Source organism: Pseudogemmobacter sp. TB195, from assembly GCF_058313095.1.
The window spans coordinates 68,948-91,620 of sequence record NZ_JBZEGG010000027.1; the positions used below are offsets into that span (position 1 = coordinate 68,948).

22 protein-coding genes and 2 tRNA genes are annotated in these 22,673 nt (G+C 63.4%); 14 read left to right on the forward strand and 10 right to left on the reverse strand.

Features of this window, described 5'->3' with window-relative positions; all coding sequences use genetic code 11:
* Positions 1 to 17: 17 nt before the first annotated feature.
* On the reverse strand, positions 18 to 626 hold the full coding sequence (locus AC4FS3_RS23010) for a hypothetical protein (RefSeq protein ID WP_491022457.1): 609 nt from the start codon (positions 624 to 626) through the stop codon (positions 18 to 20).
* Between the two features lie 182 nt (positions 627 to 808).
* Between AC4FS3_RS23010 and AC4FS3_RS23015 the strand changes: the two genes are divergently transcribed.
* Positions 809 to 1,396, forward strand: coding sequence for a hypothetical protein (locus tag AC4FS3_RS23015; protein ID WP_491022458.1), 588 nt, complete (start codon positions 809 to 811; stop codon positions 1,394 to 1,396).
* A gap of 114 nt (positions 1,397 to 1,510) precedes the next feature.
* Here AC4FS3_RS23015 and AC4FS3_RS23020 read toward each other — a convergent pair whose 3' ends face one another.
* Positions 1,511 to 1,714: a YjiS-like domain-containing protein gene (locus tag AC4FS3_RS23020; protein ID WP_283176032.1), complete on the reverse strand. Its 204-nt coding sequence runs from the start codon at positions 1,712 to 1,714 to the stop codon at positions 1,511 to 1,513.
* A 102-nt stretch (positions 1,715 to 1,816) separates the two neighbouring features.
* Here AC4FS3_RS23020 and AC4FS3_RS23025 point away from each other — a divergent pair, with 102 nt between their 5' ends.
* The 4 genes from AC4FS3_RS23025 to AC4FS3_RS23040 all read left to right on the forward strand — a co-directional run bounded on the left by AC4FS3_RS23025 (position 1,817) and on the right by AC4FS3_RS23040 (position 4,786).
* On the forward strand, positions 1,817 to 2,746 hold the full coding sequence (locus AC4FS3_RS23025) for a LysR family transcriptional regulator (RefSeq protein WP_283176031.1): 930 nt from the start codon (positions 1,817 to 1,819) through the stop codon (positions 2,744 to 2,746).
* 87 nt (positions 2,747 to 2,833) lie between these two features.
* Entirely contained in the window at positions 2,834 to 3,439 is a 606-nt protein-coding gene (locus AC4FS3_RS23030) for a hypothetical protein (protein ID WP_491022459.1), read from the forward strand.
* Positions 3,436 to 3,882 carry a methylated-DNA--[protein]-cysteine S-methyltransferase gene (locus AC4FS3_RS23035; RefSeq protein ID WP_283176029.1) on the forward strand — a complete coding sequence of 149 codons (447 nt, stop codon included), beginning with the start codon at positions 3,436 to 3,438 and terminating at the stop codon, positions 3,880 to 3,882. Before AC4FS3_RS23030 ends, AC4FS3_RS23035 begins: the two co-directional genes overlap by 4 nt.
* 67 nt (positions 3,883 to 3,949) lie before the next feature.
* Positions 3,950 to 4,786: a DMT family transporter gene (locus tag AC4FS3_RS23040; RefSeq protein ID WP_283176028.1), complete on the forward strand. Its 837-nt coding sequence runs from the start codon at positions 3,950 to 3,952 to the stop codon at positions 4,784 to 4,786.
* Positions 4,787 to 4,932: 146 nt separating this feature from the next.
* Here the strand turns inward: AC4FS3_RS23040 and AC4FS3_RS23045 are convergent, their stop codons facing one another.
* From AC4FS3_RS23045 to AC4FS3_RS23060, 4 genes are all read right to left on the reverse strand, one after another.
* Positions 4,933 to 5,637 (reverse strand): CDP-alcohol phosphatidyltransferase family protein, encoded by a 705-nt coding sequence (locus AC4FS3_RS23045; RefSeq protein ID WP_171909531.1) that lies wholly within the window; start codon positions 5,635 to 5,637, stop codon positions 4,933 to 4,935.
* A 46-nt stretch (positions 5,638 to 5,683) separates the two neighbouring features.
* Positions 5,684 to 6,646, reverse strand: a complete 963-nt coding sequence (locus AC4FS3_RS23050) for a tyrosine recombinase XerC (RefSeq protein WP_491022460.1) — start codon at positions 6,644 to 6,646, stop codon at positions 5,684 to 5,686.
* The gene (locus AC4FS3_RS23055) at positions 6,643 to 7,353 is read right to left on the reverse strand and encodes a DUF484 family protein (RefSeq protein ID WP_491022461.1); all 711 of its coding nucleotides are present in this window, start codon (positions 7,351 to 7,353) and stop codon (positions 6,643 to 6,645) included. The genes AC4FS3_RS23050 and AC4FS3_RS23055 overlap by 4 nt, the downstream gene beginning before the upstream one ends.
* A 165-nt stretch (positions 7,354 to 7,518) precedes the next feature.
* Positions 7,519 to 9,708 (reverse strand): primosomal protein N', encoded by a 2,190-nt coding sequence (locus AC4FS3_RS23060; RefSeq protein ID WP_491022462.1) that lies wholly within the window; start codon positions 9,706 to 9,708, stop codon positions 7,519 to 7,521.
* A 122-nt stretch (positions 9,709 to 9,830) separates the two neighbouring features.
* Between AC4FS3_RS23060 and fsa the strand changes: the two genes are divergently transcribed.
* Positions 9,831 to 10,484 carry a fructose-6-phosphate aldolase gene (fsa, locus tag AC4FS3_RS23065; RefSeq protein WP_491022463.1) on the forward strand — a complete coding sequence of 218 codons (654 nt, stop codon included), beginning with the start codon at positions 9,831 to 9,833 and terminating at the stop codon, positions 10,482 to 10,484.
* 652 nt (positions 10,485 to 11,136) lie between these two features.
* Here the strand turns inward: fsa and AC4FS3_RS23070 are convergent.
* Positions 11,137 to 11,220, reverse strand: a tRNA-Tyr gene (locus tag AC4FS3_RS23070).
* Between the two features lie 190 nt (positions 11,221 to 11,410).
* Between AC4FS3_RS23070 and rlmB the strand changes: the two genes are divergently transcribed.
* The 5 genes from rlmB (at position 11,411) to AC4FS3_RS23095 (ending at position 16,285) form a co-directional block, all read left to right on the forward strand.
* Complete coding sequence (rlmB, locus tag AC4FS3_RS23075; protein WP_491022464.1) at positions 11,411 to 12,187, forward strand: 23S rRNA (guanosine(2251)-2'-O)-methyltransferase RlmB; 777 nt, start codon at positions 11,411 to 11,413, stop codon at positions 12,185 to 12,187.
* A 414-nt stretch (positions 12,188 to 12,601) separates the two neighbouring features.
* Positions 12,602 to 13,894, forward strand: coding sequence for a crotonyl-CoA carboxylase/reductase (gene ccrA / locus AC4FS3_RS23080; RefSeq protein WP_491022465.1), 1,293 nt, complete (start codon positions 12,602 to 12,604; stop codon positions 13,892 to 13,894).
* Positions 13,895 to 14,075: 181 nt separating this feature from the next.
* A complete protein-coding gene (locus AC4FS3_RS23085) occupies positions 14,076 to 14,252 on the forward strand; it encodes a hypothetical protein (protein ID WP_491022466.1) in 177 nt (58 codons plus the stop codon).
* 125 nt (positions 14,253 to 14,377) lie between these two features.
* Positions 14,378 to 15,919 (forward strand): ATP-dependent DNA helicase, encoded by a 1,542-nt coding sequence (locus AC4FS3_RS23090; RefSeq protein ID WP_491022467.1) that lies wholly within the window; start codon positions 14,378 to 14,380, stop codon positions 15,917 to 15,919.
* Between the two features lie 129 nt (positions 15,920 to 16,048).
* Positions 16,049 to 16,285, forward strand: a complete 237-nt coding sequence (locus tag AC4FS3_RS23095) for an Lrp/AsnC ligand binding domain-containing protein (protein ID WP_491022468.1) — start codon at positions 16,049 to 16,051, stop codon at positions 16,283 to 16,285.
* Between the two features lie 940 nt (positions 16,286 to 17,225).
* On the opposite strand, the gene hpbA is transcribed toward AC4FS3_RS23095, so the two are convergent.
* Positions 17,226 to 19,262: an N-methyl-L-proline N-demethylase HpbA gene (gene hpbA / locus AC4FS3_RS23100; protein ID WP_491022469.1), complete on the reverse strand. Its 2,037-nt coding sequence runs from the start codon at positions 19,260 to 19,262 to the stop codon at positions 17,226 to 17,228.
* Positions 19,263 to 19,385: 123 nt separating this feature from the next.
* Between hpbA and AC4FS3_RS23105 the strand changes: the two genes are divergently transcribed.
* Both AC4FS3_RS23105 and AC4FS3_RS23110 read left to right on the forward strand, forming a co-directional pair.
* A complete protein-coding gene (locus AC4FS3_RS23105) occupies positions 19,386 to 20,024 on the forward strand; it encodes a TetR/AcrR family transcriptional regulator (RefSeq protein ID WP_491022470.1) in 639 nt (212 codons plus the stop codon).
* 38 nt (positions 20,025 to 20,062) lie between these two features.
* Complete coding sequence (locus AC4FS3_RS23110; RefSeq protein ID WP_491022471.1) at positions 20,063 to 20,848, forward strand: YdcF family protein; 786 nt, start codon at positions 20,063 to 20,065, stop codon at positions 20,846 to 20,848.
* A 19-nt stretch (positions 20,849 to 20,867) separates the two neighbouring features.
* On the opposite strand, the gene AC4FS3_RS23115 is transcribed toward AC4FS3_RS23110, so the two are convergent.
* Both AC4FS3_RS23115 and AC4FS3_RS23120 read right to left on the reverse strand, forming a co-directional pair.
* Positions 20,868 to 21,929 (reverse strand): quinone-dependent dihydroorotate dehydrogenase, encoded by a 1,062-nt coding sequence (locus AC4FS3_RS23115; protein ID WP_491022472.1) that lies wholly within the window; start codon positions 21,927 to 21,929, stop codon positions 20,868 to 20,870.
* 10 nt (positions 21,930 to 21,939) lie between these two features.
* Positions 21,940 to 22,278: a DUF952 domain-containing protein gene (locus AC4FS3_RS23120; RefSeq protein ID WP_283178708.1), complete on the reverse strand. Its 339-nt coding sequence runs from the start codon at positions 22,276 to 22,278 to the stop codon at positions 21,940 to 21,942.
* A 167-nt stretch (positions 22,279 to 22,445) separates the two neighbouring features.
* On the opposite strand from AC4FS3_RS23120, the gene AC4FS3_RS23125 reads away from it, so the two are divergent.
* Positions 22,446 to 22,519, forward strand: a tRNA-Gly gene (locus AC4FS3_RS23125).
* Positions 22,520 to 22,673 lie beyond the last annotated feature (154 nt).

Sequence of the window (22,673 nt, forward strand, 5' to 3'; positions counted from 1 at the left end):
CTGCGCGGCGCGAATGGTCAGTAAGCGGTCCAGCCGGGCATCGGCAGGGTGACGCCCGCCCCGTGCCAGATGCGCTCCTGTCGTTTGGCCTCATCGCGGGCAGGCTGGCAGGGAATGATGAAACCGTCACCCCGGAAGCCGATTCTCTTCATCAGGACATTGCGGCCAGAAGTGTTGATGTCGCAGGCGCCCGTCGCCTCGACCACCGCAACGGCGTCTTTGGGCTTGTTCTTGCCAAGGCCGGTGGCGATCAGGAAATCCGCGTCGTTGTTGAGGATCACCCGTTTCGCAACAAACGGCCCGGCGGCGGCCTGCAAGGTGGCGCCGGGCTGGTGCGCCATGGTCTCGACCGCCAGGAAGCGGCGCTCATCCGGGCTCTGACCTCGGACATTGTCGCGGGGAATGGATTTGGTCACCTGATAGACCGGCAGCGCCTGTCGGCCGCCGGTCGCCAAAGCCCCGATTGCCGGGCCGTTGGCGGTGAAAGCGATACCGGGCGGTGGGGCGGCAGAGCTTCCGATCGGGCGATCGAAATAGGAATTGCCGCGTTGCGGTTCGGGGCTGACACAGGCGGCCAGCACCAGCGGCAGCAGGAGAACACGCATGGGATGGGAAAGGTGGAACATGAAAACTCCCTGATGGAACAGAGGTGATTTCTGTGGCGAAAGCGGCGCGAAGAGGACCACAGAGCGGATTTTCCATGGCCTCTGACGCCTTTGGTCGCGGGATTACCTTAGTTTGTTCCGATTTCGGCCCGGTTCAGGGTGTCTGTGAACGGATCAGTTCCACAGCCAGAGGGGCAAGGCCCATGAATATGCAGGTCAGCGATATTGCCGGGCGTCAGTCCCTCGATCTTTCGCGGCTGTTCTTTGGCGATGTGCTGCTGGTCGGGCTCGCCCTGATTGCCGGGCAACAGTCGCCCCGGATGCGCGTGGTGTCCGTCACCGACCGCCAGCCGATCCGCACGCGCGAAAGCTTCAGCGCCGAATATCAGGAAGTGCCTTCGAGGCCGCAGCAAAGACGCAGCACGCAAAAGGTGAAGGGCGAGATTTTCGGCGATGATGTCACCTTTAAGATGGCCACCGGACCGTCGCGGCTGTTCAAAGTGCCGTTGCCGGATGCAAGGAAGGCCGGTGCCCAGGCCATCCGCATGCATCTGCCGCAGCTGATTGCGCTGTTTTACCGCGACCAGGCCGAGGGGCTGCGCGATTCGCTTTTCACGCTGACTGCAAAGCGCGGCTTTCTCGCCATGTCGCCAGAGATCGAATTTCAGGTCGGAGAGGATCTGTTCCGGATTGACCGAAATCGGGCCACCGTGACCCGTGCGGGCGAGACAATGATCGACCTCAGCCGGGAAGAGCTGCGCGAAAAGGCGGCAGAAGCCGGCTATCTCTGACCCGCAACCTTTGCCCGCAGAACCAGGGGGAATGTAAAAAAGACGCCAGCGGCGATCGCTGGCGTCCAGGTTTCGTCACCGACAGGAGACGATCAGAAAACTGGTGGTCAAAGCTCAGGCGGCGCGCTTCGCGCCAAGCCAGAGCGGCAACAGAACCTGCGCATTGGCGGTGCCGGTATCGGGTTCCAGACCCTCATGCATGGCCATCAGATCGCCACGGGTCAGGCCGATATCGTCCAGCAACCGGTCATCCGCGCGATTAAGCAGGAACGCGGTAGAGCGGCGCATCTGCATCTGCGATTTCAGACGGGTGAACATTTCAGCCTCCTTGGAATTACCTCATCTATATCGCTCCGGTTTTGACATTTCACAAACGAATAGATTTAATGGGTTTCATGAGTTTCATTTATAGGTCTGGCGATGTCGCATCCCCATCTTGAAAGCGATCTGATGCGTGGCTTTCTCGCCGTGGCCGAGGCCGGCTCGGTGACGCTCGCGGCTTCACGGCTGGGCCGGACGCAATCGGCGGTCAGCCTGTTGATCCGGCGGCTGGAGGAAAATCTTGGCCAGCCTTTGTTCCAGCGGCTTGCGCGCGGCGTCAGCCTGACGGCGCGCGGCGAGCAGCTCTTGCCCTATGCGCAGCGCGTGGTCGCACTCTTGGATGAGGCGACGCTGGCATTGCGGGAAAAACCACTGACCGGGCCGGTCCGGGTGGGTTTTCCGGATGAATATTCCGGCACCATCCTGCCGCGCGCGCTTGCCGCCTTTGACGAACGCCATGAGGGGCTGCAGGTCTCGGTCCTGTGCGACCATTCCGAAAAACAGCTGGAAGCGCTGGAGGAAGACCGGCTGGACATCGCGGTGATCCATGACACCAGTTATTTCCAGGAAGGCGAGCTTCTGGCCATCGACCCGACGGTCTGGGTGACCTCGATGACCCATATGCAGCATCTCAGAAGCCCGTTGCCGGTCTCGGTCTATATCGAAAGCTCCTGGTGTCGCGAATTTGCCGAAGCGGCGCTGAACCACCAGGGGCTGCGCTGGCGGCGGGCCTGGTATTGCGATGTGGCCAGCGGCATGCGCAATGCGGTGACGAATGGCATGGCGATCTCGCCGCTGTCGCGGTCGACGATCCCCGTCGGATGCCGCGAACTGACGGTGGAAGAGGGCTTTCCGGCGATTGATTCGGCGCGGGTGCTGCTGCGGCGCAATCCGCGAGGCGGCTCGGCGGCGATCGAAGGCATGGCGGCGGTCCTGCGCGAGGCGTTCCGGCCCCTCGCCATGGCGCGGGCCCCGGGCACCGAAGAAAAGATCGCGCCCGAGCGCAGCGTGCTGGCACCTCGCTGCTGATCCACGCCGTCCTCCGGATCGGGCAGGGCGCGGCGCTTGGCAGCGGGGGGCCGACATGCCAGTCTCGCATGTGAAGGAGACCCTCTGATGCGAAAGATCCTGTTTCCGCTGCTGCTGGCGACGGCCAGCCCGGTCTTCTCCCAGGCGGCGCTGCCTGAGGATGCCATCGCCATTGCGGCTTTTTCAGCGACCTTTGCCGAAGAATGCACCGGGGCGTTTTCCGAAGATGGCCGGCTGCTCAAGCCCCCGAAGCGGTTCGAGGTCGAAAGCCCCGGCAGCTGGGGCGATCCGATCCCGATGGTGGTCTGGGAGTTTCAATGCGAAATCTACGCCTATAATACCTCGCAGGTCTTCATGATCTCCTCCGATCAGGGCGGAGCGATTCCGGTGGGCCTGACCCGGCCAACGCTGAAGATCGAATATGACGAGAAGGCCGCGGCGCCCGGTGAGGTGGATAGCGTGGTGAGCCTTTTGGAAATCAATGGCTGGAGTGCGGATCTGCTGGCGATCAATGCCGGGTTCGATCCTGAAACGCTGCAGATTTCGGCCCATAGCTTCTGGCGCGGGATCGGGGATGCCTCGGATAGCGGGGTCTGGCGGCTGCAGGATGCCGCCTTCCGGCTGGTGCGCTATGAGGTGGATGCCAGCTATGATGGCAAGGGCAATCCCGTCACCCTGGTGAATTTCGAATGACGAATTTCTGCCTCACCCCCTTTGGTCCCGTCTCATTGCGCGATGATGGCCAGCAGATCACCGCATTGGTCTGGGGGGAGGGCGAGGCCGGGGACAGCCCGCTGCAACGAGAGGGGCTCGCACAGCTCGCGGCCTGGTTCGAGCGCCGGCTGGTGCAGTTTGACCTGCCGCTCGACTGGGGCAGGGGGCTGCATGAAAAGGTCCGCCGCGCGATGGCGGCGATCCCTCAGGGCGAGACCCGCAGCTATGGCGAGATCGCGAAGCTGACAGGCGCGCCCGCCCAGGCTGTGGGCCAGGCCTGCGGTGCCAATCCGATCCCGATCATCATTCCCTGCCACCGGGTGCTGGGTGCAAAGACGCTGGGAGGCTTTTCTGCCCCCGGCGGTGTCGAGACCAAAGTGGCGCTCTTGCGGTTCGAGGGGGCGGCAGGGCTTCTGATATGAGCGCGCTTGCCGCCGCCGCCGCCGCGTGCCAGAGATCGGCGTAACGGAACTGTAACGGTTTTTCATCGTGACCTTTGGCGTCTTTCTCGCTGTCATGGCAGCGGCCTTCCTCCATGCGCTGTGGAATGCGCTGATCAAGCTTGGCACTTCCAAGATAGGTGCAATGGTGGTTCTGTCGGTGATGGAAGTGCCGATCGGCCTTGGCGTCGCCTATTTCATGGGGCCGATCAATCCGGCGGCAATCCCCTGGGTGATCGCGGCTGGGATCACGCATTTCGCCTATAAGTACTTTCTCAGCTATGCCTATGAGCGCGGTGATCTGAGCCGCGTCTACCCGATTGCGCGCGGGGCGGCGCCTATGCTGGTGACGGTGGCGGGGATATTCCTGCTGACCGATGTGATGAGTTCGCGCCAGTATCTCGCCATTGCCGTGCTGGCGGCCGGGATCCTGATGATGGCGCGGGGCGTGTTTTCGAGCGACGAGAACCGCAAGCTGGTGCCCTTTGCACTTGGCTCGGCCCTGGCGACCGCCTGCTATACGCTGATCGACGGCCAGGGTGCGCGGATCTCGGGTAATGCCGTGTCCTATATCGCCTGGGTTTTCGTGGCGGATGGGCTGATCTTCTCGCTGGGGATGCTGGCCATGCGCGGTCGCAAAGTGGTGCCGATGGGCTTTCAGGCCTGGAAGATGGGCACGATCGGCGCCGCCGCGAGCTTTGGCGCCTATGCGATTGCGGTCTGGGCCATGACCATTGCCCCCATCGCGCTGGTGGCGGCGCTGCGCGAAACCTCGATCCTGTTCGCGGTGCTGATCGGCTGGCTGGTCTTTGGCGAGAGGATGAGCCGGGAAAAGGCTGCGGCGGCGCTTGTTATTGTTGCCGGGGTGATCCTGACAAGGGTGTAACAGAGAGGGGGCCAGCCCCCTCAGCCCCTGCGGGGCCTCACCCCCGGGATATTTGAAGACAGAAAATGAAGCAGTTCGGTGAGGTCATTTTCTGTCTTTAAATATCCCCGCCGGAGGCTTCCACGGCCTGCCCGGCAGAACCCGGCTTATCTGACGCGCCGGATCCCTTCCGGAATGATCTGCTGCAGGATACCCGCAAGGGCGAGATAGAGCGAGGTCACGATCAGCCCCCAATGGGCGAGGCTGCCTTCAGCGAAATCCATCCAGGCGGCCCAGGCGGCAAAGACGATCCAGGCGACCGAGACCGGCAGCGAGACATTGCGCCAGCGTTTGGTCCGGGTCGGGTGGATGAATTTCAGATTGGTGAACATGGTCACCGTCAGCGCGATCACGAGAGCCAGGATCACCCCTTGCGAGGGGGCGACCGCAAAGAGCACCAGCACAACCATGTTCCAGCAGGCCGGAAAGCCCGCGAAGCTTTTGTCGCGGGTTTTCATCCTTGTATCGGCGAAGTAGACCACCGAGCCGAAGACGATCACGATGATCGCGATCCAGCCCGTCCAGCCGGTCAGCAGCCCTGATTTGAACAGGGCATAGGCCGGAATGAACACATAGGTCAGATAATCGACGATCAGATCCATCAGCACGCCATCATAGGTCGGCCAGTTTTTCTGCACATCGAATTTGCGCGCCAGCGGCCCGTCGATCCCGTCGACAATCAGCGCGACGACGAGCCAGAGGAACATCAGGCTCCATTTTGCCTCAACCGCAGCCAGCATCGCCAGCATTGACAGCACCGCGCCAGAGGCGGTCAGCAGATGAACGGAAAGGGCTTTGTAGCGGTCTGACATCACAAACTCATGAAGCAAAAGCGCCGAAAGTGCAATCTCCGGCGGGTCAGGAAACCCCCCGTTGCGGCGAAGAATGCGCACGGGGATGCGCGGCTGCATAGACATCCATCAGCCGCGCGGCGTCAACCGCCGTATAGGCTTCGGTGGTCGAAAGCGAGGCATGACCCAGCAATTCCTGGATCGAACGCAGGTCTCCACCCGACGACAGCAGGTGGGTCGCGAAGCTGTGGCGCATCGCATGGGGGGTGGCGGTTGCGGGCAGGCCAAGCTGCAGCCGCGTCTGTTCCATCGCTTTCTGGATCAGCCTCGGGTTCAGCGCACCACCGCGGGCGCCCCGGAAAAGCGGGTCTGCCCCGGTGATCTGAAAGGGACAGAGCCGGACATAGTCGGCCACCGTTGCCCGCGCTGCCGGCAGCACAGGCACCAGCCGCGTCTTGCCGCCCTTGCCGGTGATCCTCAGCATATCGGGCAGCGGCTGATCGGCACCGGTCAGCGACAGCGCCTCGGAAATCCTCAGGCCACAGCCGTAAAGCAGCGTCACCACCGCCATATCGCGCGCCTGCTGCCAGTCCGTCCGCGCCTGTAACGAGACGGTTTCGATCATCCCGAGCGCCTGGGTCTCGCTGAGCGGTCTTGGCAGGCGACGGCGGAATTTCGGGCTCCGCGCCGAGAGGATCACGGTTGCCTCGCCCAGCCCCTCCTGGCGTTCGGTCAGCCAGCGCGCGAAGCTGCGCACCGAAGACAACGCCCGCGCCAGCGAGCGCGCCGACAGCCCGCGTCCGCGCTCATGGGCCATCCAGGCCCTCAGGTCGGACTGGCTCATGCCAGCGATGGTTGCCGGCCCGGCCGGCTCGCCATGATGCGCGGCAAGAAAGCCCATCCAGTTCACCACATCATGGCGATAGGCGATGATCGTGTGACCGGATGCATTGCCCAGTGCCGAGAGCCCGGCCAGCCAGTCGCTCAGCGCCGCCCGCATCTGTGGCGTCAGCGCGTCAAGATCGTTCATGACAGGAACCGGCGCATGGAGCGCTCAAAAACCCCCGCAAAGAAGGCCAGGAGATCGGTGCCCTGGGTCGGGCGGAACTGATGCGGGTCTTCCGCGCCAAGCGCCAGCATCCCCGGCAGCCGCCCCGGACCGAAATCGAGCTGCAAAAGCGCCTCGGAGCGGATAAAGCCATGGCCGCCATAGATGCGGTCGCACGCGGCCTGGACCTGAGCCGCCACGGGGCGCAGGGTGACGCTGCGCGAGGCGGTCTTGCGGCCGGCAGCGAGATAGCCGGCGCTGAAGCCGGGATCGGCGATCATCAGCACATTGCCCAACCGCGACAGGGCGGGATCCCCGGTCTGATCGCCGCCGCCCGCACTTTCCAGCACCAGCCGCACCCGGTCGACGCGCAACGTTGCCGCGACCTCCCCCGAGAGGCCAGCCAGAAACCCGGCGAAATCCGGCGGATCGAGCATCTGCAAAATGGCGCGGTGGATCTGATTGGTGCCGGCCAGGTTTTCGTAAGCTGCGGAAATCACCGAGCGATGGGTGTCTTCCAGCCGCTCCAGCCTTGTCTCCAGCCGCTGCATGGCGATGCCGCGCAGGTCAATGACATTGGAGCCCATCGCCCGCTCATTCGCCGCCACCAGGGCATTCATGAGGTCGCGGTCATCCAGCAGGTTTTCCGGCTCCGCAAGAATGCGGTCGCGCAAGTCAGGTTCGATCATTGAAAGCTGCTCGGTGTTTTTTTCGTTGTTCGGGGGCAGATATAGCAAAAAAGGGAAAGCCTGAGGAAGTATTTCCTTTCGCCCCGGCGCAAACCGCCGCGCGCGTGGCATATCTGCCTCCGGCACACCCCCTCGAAGCAGTGGGGGCAGCGCCCCTTCGCAAGGTTACAAGAAGCTCTGCGGGTCGATGTCTATGGCGAGGCGAATGCCCTTCGGCTGCCGGGTCTGTCTGAGCCAGGCCGCAATCGCGTTTTGCAGTGCCGCGCTTTTCGGGGCGCGGATCAGCAGGCGGACGCGGTGGCGACCACGGACGCGGGCGATGGGGGCCGGGGCCGGGCCGAGCACTTCGCCCCCTGCCTGGCGGATTGGCCCGTCGGCACGGGCAAGATCGGCGCCGAAATCAAACAGCGGTTGCAGATCGGGGCCGGAGAGGATGATGCCGGCAAAGCGACCGAAGGGGGGGGCGCTTGCCTGGCGGCGCTCATCGGCCTCGGCCCGCCAGAAGGCTTCTTCGTCACCGCCCAGAATGGCGCGGATCACCGGATGTTCGGGCTGGTGGGTCTGCAACCAGGCCTCGCCCGGTTTCTCGGCGCGCCCCGCACGCCCGGCAACCTGGCGCATCAGCTGGAAGGTGCGTTCGGCCGCGCGCAGATCGGAGCCTTGCAGCCCGAGATCGGCGTCGATCACCCCAACAAGCGTCAGATGCGGGAAATTGTGCCCCTTTGCCACGATCTGGGTGCCGATGATGATATCGGCGCCGCCCGCCGCGATCTCTTCGATCTGAGCCTTCAGCGCCCGGGCCGAGCCGAAAAGGTCCGAGGATAAGACCGCCACCCGTGCCTCGGGGAAGCGCGCGATGACCTCTTCGGCCAGCCGCTCGACACCCGGGCCGATTGCCGCCATCCGGCCTTCGACCCCGCAGGAGGGGCAGCTTTCCGGCACCGGTTTCGTCGCGCCGCATTGATGGCAGACGAGGCGTTTGAGGAAACGGTGCTCGACCATTCTCGCGTCACAATGGTCGCAGCCGACCTGCTGGCCACAGGCGCGGCACAGCGTCACCGGCGCGAATCCCCGCCGGTTGATAAATAAAAGCGACTGCTCGCCCGCCTTGACCCGCGCTTCGACGCCCTTCGCCAGAGCCTCTGACATCCAGCGATCCGCAGGCAGTTTTTCGCTTCGCATGTCGATGGCGCGCATCGCGGGCATCTCTGCCGCCCCGAAGCGCGAGGTCAGATCCAGCCGCAGGTAGCGGCCCTGATCGGCATTGACCCAGCTTTCGAGCGAGGGTGTCGCCGAGGCCAGTACCACCGGGCAATGGGTGATCGAGGCCCTGAGCACCGCCATGTCGCGGGCATTATAAAGCGCGCCCTCTTCCTGTTTGTAAGAACTGTCATGTTCTTCATCGACCACGATCAGCGCCAGATCCTGGAAGGGCAGGAACAGGGCCGAGCGCGCGCCCACCACCAGCCCGACATCGCCGGTGCCGGCCATTTTCCACAGGCGGCGGCGCTCGGTCTGCGTCACGCCGGAATGCCATTCGCCGGGGCGGGCGCCGAAACGGGCCTCGACGCGCGCCAGAAAATCGGCGGTCAGGGCAATCTCCGGCAGAAGAACCAGCGCCTGGCGGCCCTGGCGCAATGCCTCGGCCACGGCTTCGAGATAGACTTCGGTTTTGCCGGACCCGGTGACGCCTTTTAGCAGGACCGGCCGGAAATCGCCCTTGCCGACCATGTCGCGCAGCACCTCGCCCGCCGCGATCTGATCGCCCGAAAGCCGCCCGGGCCGAAGCGCATCCAGCCTGGGATAGGGCAGGTCGCGTGGTGCCTCTTCCTCGGAAATCACCCCGAGCTTCACCAGCCCCTTGACCACCGAGGCCGAGACCGAGGCGGCTTCGGCCAGCTCGCCGGGCAGGACCGAGGCACCGCCGAACTGGCGCAAAGCCTCGATCACGCGGTGGCGCGCATCGGTCAGCTGGTTCGGCACCGGCCCGCTCAGCCGCAACACTTTGCGCATCGAGGGCGGATCCGTCAGCCCCGGCGCCCGTGTGGCCAGGCGCAACATCGAGGGCAGCCAGGTCATGGTGTAATCGGCAGCGCGCGTCAGGAACTGGCGCAGCTCGGCCCGCATTGGCGGCACGTCGAGCACCTGCCGGATATCGCGCAGCTTCGCGCGGTCGAAATCGCCAAGCCCCGGGCCCCAGACCACACCCAGCACCCGGCGCGGGCCCAGCGGCACCTCGACGAAATCGCCGGTGCCGCAGCCGCCCTCCGGCGCGCGGTAATCCAGAAACGGCCCGAGCGGCTCGGTGGTCAGCACCGTCACCGTATCGCCCGCCTCGAAAACCCGTTCTGCCATCATTTCCGTTAGCGCTCACATTTCCGGGGCCGGACCCTCTTTCGTCCCAGGCCACTTTGCGGTAATACCTCTCCCGACCCCCTTTCTCCACCCACCTGGCCGCCCAATGGGAGCATGACGCCATGAAATTCTTTGTCGATACCGCTGATGTGGATGCGATCCGTGAGCTGAACGATTTTGGGATGGTGGATGGTGTGACCACCAACCCTTCGATCATCCTGAAATCCGGACGTGACATCTTGGAAGTCACCAAAGAGATCTGCTCGATCGTCGCCGGCCCGGTTTCGGCCGAGGTCGTCGCCGAGAAGGCCGATGACATGATCGCCGAAGGCCGCAAACTGGCCGAGATTGCCTCGAACATCACCGTCAAAGTGCCGCTGACCTGGGACGGTCTGAAAGCCTGTAAAGTGCTGACGGGCGAAGGCAGGATGGTCAATGTGACGCTGTGCTTCTCGGCCAACCAGGCGCTGCTGGCGGCGAAAGCCGGTGCGACCTTCATCTCGCCCTTCGTTGGCCGTCTGGATGATATCAACCTCGATGGGCTGGATCTGATCCAGGATATCCGCACCATCTATGACAATTACGGGTTTGAGACCCAGATCCTCGCGGCCTCGGTTCGCACCGTGAACCACGCGAAAGACTGCGCGCTGATCGGGGCTGACGTGATCACCGCGCCGCCTTCGGTGATCAAGGCGATGGCGAACCATGTCCTGACCGATAAGGGGCTGGAGCAGTTCGCAAAAGACTGGGCCAAAACCGGCCAGAAAATTCTCTGACAACGCTCTCGGGCCGCGCCGGGGGGCTTTGCCGCCCCGGCGCGCCTTTCCGACATCTGCCGGTTGTCTCAGGCCCGTCTTCTGGTCGTGTATGCGTCACCGATGGGCCGCGAGGGCCCGGGCGGATGACCTGTCCGCCTTGTCCTGCGCACGGTCCTTTGTGATGCTTTCCGGCGCAGCGCACTATTTCCTCTCATTTTTTTATCCGACCCAGGCGCGGAGCAGGGCCGATTTTGCCCGGTCTGCCCGTTTGGTACTGGCGCAGGATGTGGCTGATGCCGTGTTCCGCCTCGCGGGCGAGGCCGCGCTCGGCGCGTTACCATCCAGGGTCAAAAGTGACGGGCTGCATGGCCCCAGGGCGCCGCAAAGGCCAGATCGCCCGCGTCTGCGTGGGGTCGCTGCAGTCTCGGACCATTTCCCGGACGGGCGACACGGTCAGAACGGCCAACCTGGGACAGGCCCGCCCTGAAAAAAAGCGAGTCCCGGGCGGCAGGCATTCCAGGCCGCGCGTGAACCTGAACTGCAAACGGCGCGACAGGCTGACTATACGAGGGAGCCAGGCGGGAAGAGTTTGAAAAACATCTATGCTGATCCCGGCGGGCCCATAGGCCTGTCTTACAGGATCAATCCCATAACGCATTGTTATGATTGATGGTGGGCGACCCTGGAATCGAACCAGGCATGAGTCTCCTCGGCGGAGTTACAGTCCGCTGCCGCACCTTGCAGCACGTCGCCCACAGTGCGGGCTTACTAGATTCTCCGTTCTGCCCCGTCAATGCCCTATCACCGCTTTTGTGACGATCTTTCGTGTGATCGGCTCAGGACCTGGCACATGATCCGCTTTTGCCTTGCGCTTTTCGCTGGATTCGGCCTTTTGTCCCCGGAAATCTGTGATGCGTGATCTGGAGCCAGACGGGGATAATGCGATGAAAAAACCAGCCTGGGTGGTCGATAAGGAACGCGCGAAGCGGGCAGAGGCGAAAGAGACCGTCTGGCTCTTCGGGCTGCATGCCGTGCGCGACGCGCTGTTGAACCCAAAGCGCGAGAAACTGCGTCTCGTGGTGACCAAGAACGCATTCGACAAGCTTGAGGATGCGATCCTCGCTTCGGGGCTTGAGCCGGAGCTGGTTGATACGCGGGCCTTCGACGTGCCGATTGATCCGGGTTCTGTGCATCAGGGCGCTGCGATGGAGGTGAAGCCGCTCAACTGGGGCAGCCTTGAGGAGGTCGCGGTCTCGGGTGAAGGCGCGCCGCTCGTGGTGCTGCTGGACCGGGTCACCGATCCGCATAATGCCGGTGCGGTGTTGCGTTCGGCCGAGGTTTTCGGGGCGCGTGCCGTGATCGCGCCGCGCCATCATTCCGCGCCGGAGACCGGGGCGCTGGCAAAAACCGCCTCTGGTTCGCTGGAGCGGCAGCCCTATCTCAGAGTCACCAATCTTGCCGATGCGATGAATGAGCTGCGCAATATGGGCTTTTTGCTGATCGGCCTTGCCGGCGAGGCGGATCTGACGCTGTCGGATGCGCTGAGCCAGGCCGGAACGCGGCCGGTCGGGCTGGTGATGGGCGCCGAGGGGCCCGGACTGCGCGAGAAAACCCGCGAGACCTGCGATCTGATCGCGCGTATTCCGGCGGCGGGCGGTTTCGGCAGTCTCAATGTCTCGAATGCGGCGGCGGTGGCGCTTTACGCGGCCACGATCCGTTAAGGGAGGGGCAACTGCGGCGGGGCGGTTTGATCACAAAGATGCGAACGCCCCTTTAATGCAGCAGTAATGATTCTAAGTCACAGTCATGAGGCGCGGGATCTGGAACCCCCGTACCTTGTTTGCACTGTCCCTCGTTCCGCACCTGGCGCCCGCGCGATCTGCGCAGGGCGCCTTTTTCTTTCCGCCGCATTCTCTGCACCGTCCCGGACCGCGGGCGCGTCTTTTTCCGGGCCGGAATGGCCGCGCGACAGGCAGAAGTGTTGTCCTGGCTTGCTTCCAGGTGGCGCTGCGACGCGGCGGACATAAAATTACCTAAACTATCCAAATGTGATTGCATTATTGCGTGATGAATTTTAAACCTCCTGACAACGGCCCGCTGATTCTGCGGCGCGGCACGAAATCAGGAGTTCGCCCATGGCACTGGACAGGCAGGCACCGATCATGACCTATGATGCCCCCAAGAAAGATCTCTACGAGATTGGCGAGATGCCGCCGCTCGGCCATGTACCGGCGCAGATGTATGCCTGGGCGATCCGCCGCGAACGTCATGGCGCGCCCGAAAGCGCGATGCAGCTTGAGGTGGTCGACACCTGGAAGCTCGACAGCAATGAGGTGCTGCTGCTCGTCATGGCGGCGGGCGTCAATTACAACGGCGTCTGGGCCGGTCTCGGCGTGCCGATCTCGCCGTTTGACGTGCATAAGCAACCCTATCACATCGCGGGCTCGGATGCCTCGGGTATCGTCTGGGCGGTGGGCGACAAGGTGAAACGCTGGAAGGTCGGCGATGAGGTTGTGATCCATTGCAACCAGGATGATGGCGACGACGAAGAATGCAACGGCGGCGACCCGATGTTCTCGCCGACCCAGCGGATCTGGGGCTATGAGACCCATGACGGCTCGTTCTCGCAATTCACCAAGGTGCAGGCGCAACAGCTGATGGAGCGCCCGAAGCACCTGACCTGGGAGGAAGCCGCCTGCTATACGCTGACGCTGGCGACCGCCTACCGGATGCTCTTCGGCCACGCGCCGCATGACCTGAAACCGGGGCAGAATGTGCTGGTCTGGGGGGCGAGCGGCGGTCTCGGATCTTACGCGATCCAGCTGGCAAATACCGCAGGCGCCAATGCGATTGGCGTGATCTCGGATGAAAGCAAGCGCGATTTCGTCATGTCGCTGGGCGCGAAAGGCGTGATCAACCGCAATGAGTTCAAATGCTGGGGGCAGCTGCCGACGGTGAACTCGGACGAATATAATGTCTGGCTGAAAGAGGCGCGCAAGTTCGGCAAGGCAATCTGGGACATTTTCGGCAAGGGCGTCAGCCCGGATATCGTGTTCGAACATCCGGGCGAGCAGACCTTCCCGGTCTCGTCGCTGGTCTGCAAAAAAGGCGGTATGGTGGTGATCTGCGCCGGCACCTCCGGCTTCAACTGCACCTTTGACGTACGTTACATGTGGATGCATCAAAAGCGCCTGCAGGGCAGCCATTTCGCCCATCTGAAACAGGCCTCCGCCGCCAATAAGCTGATGTGCGAGCGCCGCCTTGATCCCTGCATGTCCGAGGTTTTTCCCTGGGCCGAGATCCCGCGCGCCCATACGCTGATGTGGAAGAACCAGCACAAGCCCGGCAATATGGCCGTGCTGGTCCAGGCACCGCGCACCGGGCTCAGGACCTTTGAGGATACGCTGGAAGCCAGCCGCAATCGCTGATCAGGCTCAACTCTGATCTGATCAGACCGAAAAGGGCCGTTTCCGGTAAGGATGCGGCCCTTTTCATTTATGGTTGCGAGATTCGCGATTATGGCAACAGTTTGTTCAGGAAGTGGCGGATACTCTCACGCTTGGGAGGAATGGTAAGAATGTTACGGGTTTCCCTGTTTCAGGTGACAGTATGGGGCACGACTGGGTTTTCGATGTCCTGAAGGACTTGCGCGCTTATGCGCTGACAAATGACCTTCCCGCGCTGGCGCAGAAGGTTGAAGAGGCTTTGCGCGCCGCCGAGCTGGAGATCGGCAGACCGGCGGCAAAGGACGGCAAGCGCCCGAACCCCAAAGGGCTGCCACACTGATCTTTGCCATAACGGCTGTTACACCGCATGTGTCTGCAGCGCATTGCGGTCCTGGTCTGGGCCGACGCCTGTGAAGGGTCTGGCGCCGCTGGCGCTTATGGGCGGCAAAGGATAGTCTGCCCGCCATGCAGGCACTCGCCCCCACTTTTTCCGACGATCAGGCCGAGGCCTGGGACCGTATTTCCTCCGGGTTGAAATCCCAGGGGGTTGATCTCGACAATGGCATATTGCTGCCGCCGGGCGAGGGGCTTGCCTCTGTCATGGCGGTGATCGGCAAAGCCGGGTCTGGCAAGACGCTTTTGCTGGCCGAACTCTACAAGGCGCTGAAAGGCGCCGGGGTCGAGATCGTCTCGGGCGACTGGGAAGGCAAGCGCCGCAAAGAGCGCCGCAGCCTCGCGATTCTTGCGCCAACCAACAAGGCGGCCTCGGTTTTGCGTCAGCGCGGCGTGCCGGCAACCACCATCCACCGTATTTTGTATACGCCGCTCTATGATCCGCAATATGAGCGGATCGCCGAATGGCTCGCGGGCCAGGCCGAACGGCCGAAGGTAGAGGGGCTTACCGAGGAGGCGCTGGACCGCGCCCATGCGTTTTATCAGCAGGTCGCGTCGATCCCGGGCGCACTGGCGGCGGCAGGGCTGAAAGGGTCTGATTTCATCCAGGGCTGGAAGCGGCGGGAAGATCCGCTGGATATGGGCTTTGTTGACGAGGCCTCGATGCTGGATGAACGCCAGTTCAACGATTTGCAGGAGATTTTCCCGCGTCTCGTGCTGTTCGGCGATCCGGCGCAGCTGGCGCCGGTCGGGCAGTCGGGCAAGATGGTGTTCGAAGGGCTGGAGCCGAAACAGCGGCTGAACCTGCACCGCATCCACCGTCAGACCCAGGATAATCCGATCCTCGATCTCGCGCATGCGCTGGCAGATGACAGCATCGGCTTTGACGATTTTGAGCGGCTGGTGCGCGAAAAGGCGGGCCAGGATGACCGGGTCATGTGGTCTGAACGGGTGGATGCCGATCTGATGGCGCGCTCGCCGGTTCTGGTCTGGCGCAATGCCACGCGGGTCAAACTGATCACCGCCTTTCGCCTCGGTCACAACGCCCCCGCCGATGATCTGATGCCCGGCGAGCCGCTGATCTGCGACGGGCTCGAGCTGCCATTGAAACACCGCAAGAAACGGGTGGATCTGGAGGCGCGTGGCCTGATCAAAGGCGCGCAGGTGATTTATCTGGGGCCGGGCAACCGCTCGGGATTTGCGAAACTGCATGTGCTGGGGGCGGAAGATCCGCAGCTCTCGGTCGCCTCGATCATCAAGATCGAACGGCCGGAGGAGGAGGAACCCTTTATTCCCCATGCCCATACGATGGGAGCCGCGTTCTTGCATGGGGCGGCGGTGACGATCCATAAGGCGCAGGGGTCGCAATGGCCCGAAGTACAGGTGTTTGCGCCCGATCTCGCGGCGGCAGCCTGGGCGAACCGGACCGAGGCGGGTGTGCCCCTGTGGAAACGCCTGGCCTATGTTGCGATCACGCGGGCCGAAACGCGGCTGCATTGGGTGGTCAGAAACCGGCTCGCGCGGCCAAAACAAATTCTGGGAATCTCGGACCTGCGGGCGGCGCCAAAGCTGGAGCTGAAATCCGAAGATGACAGGGCCGACGCGGGCGCATGAAGCGGGCCGCCCGGAGTTTTTGAAAAACTCCGGCACGATTTCTTGCAAGAAATCGTTTCGCGGTCGCGGGGGGATTTCCCTTTGATCAGGGCGGCGCTAGGCTGCGGTGAAAGAAGAGAGGACGCTCCCATGTCACTGGTTTTCGTTCAGATACGCTGCACTCCGGGCCGCACTTACGAGGTCGCAGATGCGATCTGGGACCGGGAAGTCGTCAGCGAGCTCTATTCGACCAGCGGCGATTTCGACATTATCGCCAAGGTCTATATCCCCGAGGGGGAAGATACCGGGCATTACCTGTCGTCAAAGCTTTTTGACATTCCCGGCATACAGCGCACGCTGACAATCATGACCTTCCGCGCGTTCTAGCGCGGCAGCAATCGCCAGGCGGCGGCGATGATACTGTCGCGCGACGGCGGGGTCGGAACAGGCCGGTCCGGACGGGTTGAAGCTGTCTTCCGCCGTAAGCCGTGCAATTCGCGAGAAGCCCGCCTCCGCGAGACGCGTCATCAATGCCTCGGCCAGCCCGCCAGGGCGGCGGGTTTCATCAACCACCAGCATATGAGCGCAGCCCTGCACCGCCCAGGCCCGCGATCCTGAGAACTATCGGGTTGCTGACCTGTCCCGTCGGGAAAAAAGGCAAAGTCGCAGCCTCGCCTTCGGCTTTCGGCAGTCAGGTCGTCGGTATATCCGCCCCGGCATGGCCAAAAAGGCGCAGCACCGAGATATGCAGGAAGGCGGTTTTCGACGGCTCCGGACGGAAGCGGCGGCGGCCTGGCTGGTGGCGAATCTGTCAAAGATCTCCAGTCCGTCGCAGGCGAAATATTTAAGCCCAGGTCACCGGGCGAAATTCGCCGTGATCCGGCTCTTAGCTGTAGGGTTGGAAATCCCGATCCCGTCATCGTCGCAACAAAAAAGCAGCGGCAGAGGCAGCGACTGATACGCTGTGCGGGCGGTGGCGTTAAAGGCCCCTGCGTTGTGGAATAGTTTTCTGAGGCATCGCCGAAACTGTAAAAGATCAGCCCGTTATCAGAGAGGATCGCATATCCCGGACGGTGCCGTTTCGCCGCCCCGATCGACCAGGCAGCCCCCACCGCCTTTGGCAGATGGTTTGCGATGGTCGAGGACTGCGGCGCAATGAAAGGCGCGCGCGATCCGGGCACCTTATGCGGGCCTCCCGAGATCGGAACCTCAGAAGAACAGGCAAAGGGCAAGAACATGTCGCACATCATCCGGCCGGCGGACGCGCCCGATTATACGCCGCTGACGCGATTCCCGGTCTGTCTGACCGCTGACGTCATGGCAGCGGTTACAGATCCTTTACCAGTCTGAGCGCGTCGTAGATCGCCGCATGGGTGTTGCGCGCGGCCACCGCATCCCCGATCCGGAACAGGCGGAAGGCGCCTTCCGGGTTTGGCCGCAATGTCTGAAACCCTCCGGTCGAGAGCGCCTCATAATCAACCTCGCCCAGATTCGAGGACAGCGGTTTCAGCGCGAAATAGAGATCGTCAAGCGGCCTCGTGCCATGGTTCACCACCACCTGATCCACCAGGCGTTCGCGCCGGAAGTCGCCGTAATCACTGCCTAAAACGGCGCGCAGCCGGTTGCCTTCGCGCGTGACCGACATCAGGCGCCAGGTCACGGTAAAGGTCGTGTCACGCTTTTGCAGATTGCGCATATAAGGCACAAGATTCATCGCCATCACCTCGGGCGAGAAGCTGCGGTCCGGCGTCACGATCTCGACGCTTGCCCCGCTGGCCGAGATCAGATCGGCGGCCTGCAGCGCCGCATGATCGCCCGCATCGTCAAAGATCAGCGCGCTCGCCCCCGGCTTCACATCGCCCGCAAGAATATCCCAGGCCGAGACCACCAGGTCATTCCCGGCCTCCAGCACTTCGGTATGGGGCAGGCCGCCGGTGGCGATGATCACTTCATCGGGCCGGGTCTCCAGCACTGTTTCGGGATCGGCAAACGTGTTGAAGCGAAACGTCACCCCCTTCGCTGCGCATTGCGCCATGCGCCAGTCGATGATCGAGATCATCTCGCGCCGCCGCGCATCCTGGGCCGTCAGGCGGACCTGACCACCGGCCCGGTCGGCGGCCTCAAGCACGGTGACGGCATGACCCCGGGCAGCGGCCACCCGCGCGGCCTCCATCCCGCCGGGGCCGGCACCGATGATCGTCACCCGCTTTGCCACCGGGGCGGGGGGGATGTCATGCGGCATCGTTTCTTCGCGGCCCGAGGCGGCATTATGCAGGCAGAACGCCATGCCGCCCTGATAGATGCGATCAAGGCAGTAATTCGCGCCGACACAGGGGCGGATATCGTCCTCGCGCCCCTCGCGCAGTTTGCGGACCAGATGCGGGTCGGCGAGATGCGCGCGGGTCATGCCGACCATATCCAGCTTGCCAGAGGCAATTGCATGACGGGCGGTCGGGATATCGGGGATGCGGGCGGCGTGGAAGGTCGGAAACCCGGTCGCGGCCCGGATCTCGCCCGCGAAATCAAGATGCGGGGCCGAGGGCATGCCCTGGACCGGGATCAGATCGGTAAGGCCCGGATCGGTGTCGATATGGCCCTTTACCACATTCAGGAAATCGACCAGCCTGCTGTCGCGCAGACGCCGCGAGACCTCCAGCCCCTCATCCGGACCCATGCCGCCCTTCAGATCCTGATCGCCGGTATAGCGCAGCCCGACGATAAAATCCGGCCCGCAGCGGTCACGAATGGCGCGCAGCACGTCAAAGGTGAATCGCAGCCGGTTGTCGAGACCGCCGCCATAAGGCGCGTCGAGATCGTTTGTCAGGGGCGACCAGAATTGTTCCAGCAGATGGCCGTAAGCTTCCAGCTCGATCCCGTCGACGCCCGCCGCCTTCATCCGCTCGGCCGCATCAGTGAAATCGCGGATCACGCGGGCGATGTCCCAGTCTTCCATGCGCTTGGGGAAGGCGCGATGCGCCGCCTCGCGCTCATGCGAGGGGGCGAGAACCGGCAGCCAGTCGCCCTTGTCCCAGCGGGTGCGGCGGCCGAGATGCGTCAGCTGGATCATCACCGCCGCGCCATGGTCGTGACATTCATCGACCATCTGCTTCATCCAGCCGACCACCTCATCCTTCCAGGCGAGGATATTGTTGAACACCGGCGGGCTGTCGCGCGCGACACTGGCCGAACCTGCCGTCATCGTCAGCGCAACCCCCGCTTTGGCGCGTTCGACATGATAGGCGCGGTAACGGCCTTTCGGCATCCCGTCCTCGGGATAGGCCGGTTCATGGCTGGTGATCATGATCCGGTTTCTCAGAGTCAGATGTTTCAGCTGAAAGGGCTGGAGGAGGGGATCATTCGACATATCGGGCAAACCTGCTGGACCTGTTTGGTGGCAAGGATGAAAGAAATGTTCACATGTGTCAAGTTTAAGGTCATGAGTGAACATTGCGTTGCGCCAGGGGACCGCACCGGCTAGGATCTGGCCATGGAGACAGGCGATATTCCCGAAACCGGCTGGCGCGGCTCGCCGGAAATCTGGCTCGAAGCGGCCTATGCGGCGCTGATAGAGGGCGGCATTGATCAGGTCAGAATCCTGCCGCTCGCCGCGCAGCTGGGCCTCGCCCGGACCAGTTTCTACTGGCATTTCAAGGATCGACAAGCGCTGCTGACCGGGCTGGCAAAGCGCTGGGAGGCGCGCACAACCGTCCCGCTGCTGGCGGCCTGTGATGCTTATGCGGCGTCGGAGGCCGAAGCGCATCTGAATGTGATCTCGCTTTTTCTTGACCGGGCGGTGTTTGATGACCGGCTGGAATTCGCGGTGCGGGGCTGGGGGTTGCAGGATCCCGATATCGCCGGGCGCATCCGCGAGGCCGATCAGCAACGCCTCGATGCGCTTTGCGCCATGCTGATCCGCTGGGGCCATGTGCCCCATGAGGCAGATGTGCGCGCCCGCGCCATCTATCTGACGCAGATCGGATATATCTCGATGCAGGTCAGCGAAAGCCTTGCCGAAAGGATGCGGCGCATCCCCGATTATGTCGCGATCTTTTCCGGCGGGGCGCGCCCCGGGCCGGAGGAGCTGGAGCGATTTCATGCCCGTCACGGGTTCTCTCCGCCCGGCTGAGGCTTGCCCGCGTGCCCCGACCGGGGCAGAAGACACCCATGGACACGCTTTTCTTCATCGCTTCGAAACTTATCTGGGGTCTTATCGGCCCCGAGAGCTGGCTTTTCATCGGGCTGGTTCTGGCCGCACTCGGCCTTCTCCTCGGCAGGCGCCGTCTGGCGGGCTGGTCTCTGGGCCTGACACTGGGTTTTGCGCTGAGCGTCGCGATTCTGCCGGTCGGCGATATGGCGATGCGGCCGCTGGAGGAGCGCTACCCGATTCCGGAACTGCCGGAAACGGTCACAGGAATCATCGTTCTCGGCGGTGCCGAGGACGGGATCTGGACCGTCCAGGGGCCGCAGGTGCGTTTTAACGAAGCCGCTGAACGGTTCACCGAAGGGGTGCGACTTGCGAAGCTTTACCCCGAGGCAAGGCTGCTCTTCACGGGCGGGAGCGGCTCGATCAGCAATACCGAGGCGATCCGGGTGCCGCCGGAGCGGACCACCGCGAGCGTCTTTTTCCTGGAACAGGGCATTCCGCCCGCGCAGCTGGTGATCGAATCGGCCTCGCGCAATACGGCGGAAAATGCGCGTCTCAGCTACGAGATGATGCAGCCGCAACCTGGCGAGACCTGGATCCTCGTGACCTCGGCCTTTCATATGGAGCGTTCGGTCCGCACTTTCCGCGCCGCCGGCTGGACGGAAATCCTGCCCTGGCCGGTGGATTTCCGGGTGCGGCCCTTCCGCTGGGGTGTCGGCTGGGATTTCGCCTATAACCTGCGGCAGCTGAATGTCGCGGCAAAGGAATGTGTCGGGCTGCTGGCCTACAGCCTGACCGGACGCTGAGGGCGGGGGCGCTGAAGGCCTAGAGCCAGCTTCCCCGACCGCTGCCGACCGCATCCTTGACCGAGGCAAAGCCCTCGCGCGCGAGGATCGCATCAAGCCCGGTCGCGATCCGGCCGATCAGCGAGATCCCTTCATAGACCATCGCCGTATAGACCTGCACCGCCGTGGCACCGGCGCGGATTTTCTCCCAGGCCTGTTCGGCCGAGCCGACCCCGCCGACCCCGACCAGCGGGATCCGGCCCTCTGTCAGCTGCGACAGCTGCGCGAGAACCCGGGTGGAGCGTTCAAACAAAGGCGCGCCCGACAGCCCGCCGGTCTCGGTCTTATGGCCGCTGGCCAGCCCCTCGCGCGACAGCGTGGTATTGGTTGCAATGATCCCTGAAAGACCCGAGTTTACCGCCACTTCGGCAATCTCGGCCAGGTCTTCGGTGGTCAGATCGGGGGCGATTTTCAGGAAGACCGGGATCGGGCGGGGCAGGGCGGCGCGGGTCTCCATCACCCCCGCAAGCAGCGCGCGCAGCGCCGCCGGCCCCTGCAGGTCGCGCAGCTTTTCGGTGTTGGGCGACGAAACATTGACGGTGGCGAAATCGACGAAAGGCCCGCAGGTCGCCAGGACTTTCGCGAAATCCTGCGCGCGATCGGCGGAATCCTTATTGGCGCCAAGGTTCAGGCCCACCGGCACCGGCCCGGGGCGGCGCGCCTGCAGCCGGGCGGCGATCGCGCCCATCCCCTCATTGTTGAACCCGAAGCGGTTGATCGCGGCACGGTCTTCGGTCAGGCGAAAGAGGCGCGGCTGCGGATTGCCGATCTGCGGGCGCGGTGTCGCGGCGCCGACCTCGACAAAGCCAAACCCGGCGCGCGACAGCGCCTGGATCGCCACCGCGTTCTTGTCATAGCCCGCCGCGAGGCCAATCGGATTGGGCAGCATAAGCCCCGCCAGATCGGTCGGGAGCCGCGCCGAGGTCACCAGCCCGGGCAAAGGGGCCAGCCCGGCGCGCAGCGCGGAAAGCGACAGCCCATGGGCGCGTTCGGGATCGAGCCGGTGCAAAAGGCAAAGGCCGGCGCGTTCGATCAGGCTCATGGTGTTTTCCTCAGATCAGGCCTTCGGGGAAGATATGGCCGGTCGCGCCCAGCGGCAGCGATTTGTCCCAGACCACATCAGCCAGCCGCAAATTGCGATAGAGATGCGGGAAGAGCGCTCCGCCCCGCGATTCCTCCCATTTCAGATCGGGGGCAAGGCGGTCGGCATTGCAGGCCACCAGCACAAGGTCGCTTTCCTCGCTGAAATGCTTCGCCGCTGTTTCCGCCGCCTGCGAGGGCGTCGAGAAATGGATATAGCCATCGGCGAGATCAACCGGCGCTCCGGCGGTTTCGCCGGCGGCACGGAAAGCATCCCATTCGGGGCGGCGGAATATCTTGAGGATGAGCATGGCGCGCTTCCTGCACCCGAAGGGCGGCTGCGTCAAATGAAAACCGGCAAAAAACCGGGGTTGAGGGCCCGGGTTGTGCAGAAACCACCTTGCCTCGCTTGCACAAGCGCGCGAAGCCCGCTATCTGAAGAAAACTGTCGGCGGCCCTTAAGGGTGAGGCAGCAGATGCGGGCGTTGTGTAATGGTAAGACCCCTGCCTTCCAAGCAGGAGACGCGGGTTCGATTCCCGCCGCCCGCTCCATTTCATGGAAAATAGTGGATTATTTACAGCGCTGTAAGTGCGGACGTGTCCCAAGTTGAAACCCCGCCTTCTCCGAATCCCGCAGCCCTTCGATGGCGCAGGAGCGGCTGATCCAGGCCCGCCGGCTTTGTTGCACTATCCTGCCGATTCCCGG

Excerpts from the sequence above, each read along its gene's own strand:
- ccrA (WP_491022465.1), top strand. The coding sequence starts at position 12,602 with ATGGCACTGGACAGGCAGGCACCGATCATGACCTATGATGCCCCCAAG.
- AC4FS3_RS23110 (WP_491022471.1), top strand. The coding sequence starts at position 20,063 with ATGGACACGCTTTTCTTCATCGCTTCGAAACTTATCTGGGGTCTTATC.
- AC4FS3_RS23095 (WP_491022468.1), top strand. The coding sequence starts at position 16,049 with ATGTCACTGGTTTTCGTTCAGATACGCTGCACTCCGGGCCGCACTTAC.
- AC4FS3_RS23045 (WP_171909531.1), bottom strand. The coding sequence starts at position 5,637 with ATGTCAGACCGCTACAAAGCCCTTTCCGTTCATCTGCTGACCGCCTCT.
- AC4FS3_RS23035 (WP_283176029.1), top strand. The coding sequence starts at position 3,436 with ATGACGAATTTCTGCCTCACCCCCTTTGGTCCCGTCTCATTGCGCGAT.
- AC4FS3_RS23055 (WP_491022461.1), bottom strand. The coding sequence starts at position 7,353 with ATGATCGAACCTGACTTGCGCGACCGCATTCTTGCGGAGCCGGAAAAC.
- AC4FS3_RS23090 (WP_491022467.1), top strand. The coding sequence starts at position 14,378 with ATGCAGGCACTCGCCCCCACTTTTTCCGACGATCAGGCCGAGGCCTGG.
- AC4FS3_RS23025 (WP_283176031.1), top strand. The coding sequence starts at position 1,817 with ATGTCGCATCCCCATCTTGAAAGCGATCTGATGCGTGGCTTTCTCGCC.
- AC4FS3_RS23030 (WP_491022459.1), top strand. The coding sequence starts at position 2,834 with ATGCGAAAGATCCTGTTTCCGCTGCTGCTGGCGACGGCCAGCCCGGTC.
- AC4FS3_RS23050 (WP_491022460.1), bottom strand. The coding sequence starts at position 6,646 with ATGAACGATCTTGACGCGCTGACGCCACAGATGCGGGCGGCGCTGAGC.
- fsa (WP_491022463.1), top strand. The coding sequence starts at position 9,831 with ATGAAATTCTTTGTCGATACCGCTGATGTGGATGCGATCCGTGAGCTG.
- AC4FS3_RS23115 (WP_491022472.1), bottom strand. The coding sequence starts at position 21,929 with ATGAGCCTGATCGAACGCGCCGGCCTTTGCCTTTTGCACCGGCTCGAT.
- AC4FS3_RS23120 (WP_283178708.1), bottom strand. The coding sequence starts at position 22,278 with ATGCTCATCCTCAAGATATTCCGCCGCCCCGAATGGGATGCTTTCCGT.
- AC4FS3_RS23010 (WP_491022457.1), bottom strand. The coding sequence starts at position 626 with ATGTTCCACCTTTCCCATCCCATGCGTGTTCTCCTGCTGCCGCTGGTG.
- AC4FS3_RS23015 (WP_491022458.1), top strand. The coding sequence starts at position 809 with ATGAATATGCAGGTCAGCGATATTGCCGGGCGTCAGTCCCTCGATCTT.
- hpbA (WP_491022469.1), bottom strand. The coding sequence starts at position 19,262 with ATGTCGAATGATCCCCTCCTCCAGCCCTTTCAGCTGAAACATCTGACT.
- AC4FS3_RS23020 (WP_283176032.1), bottom strand. The coding sequence starts at position 1,714 with ATGTTCACCCGTCTGAAATCGCAGATGCAGATGCGCCGCTCTACCGCG.
- AC4FS3_RS23105 (WP_491022470.1), top strand. The coding sequence starts at position 19,386 with ATGGAGACAGGCGATATTCCCGAAACCGGCTGGCGCGGCTCGCCGGAA.
- rlmB (WP_491022464.1), top strand. The coding sequence starts at position 11,411 with ATGAAAAAACCAGCCTGGGTGGTCGATAAGGAACGCGCGAAGCGGGCA.
- AC4FS3_RS23060 (WP_491022462.1), bottom strand. The coding sequence starts at position 9,708 with ATGGCAGAACGGGTTTTCGAGGCGGGCGATACGGTGACGGTGCTGACC.
- AC4FS3_RS23085 (WP_491022466.1), top strand. The coding sequence starts at position 14,076 with ATGGGGCACGACTGGGTTTTCGATGTCCTGAAGGACTTGCGCGCTTAT.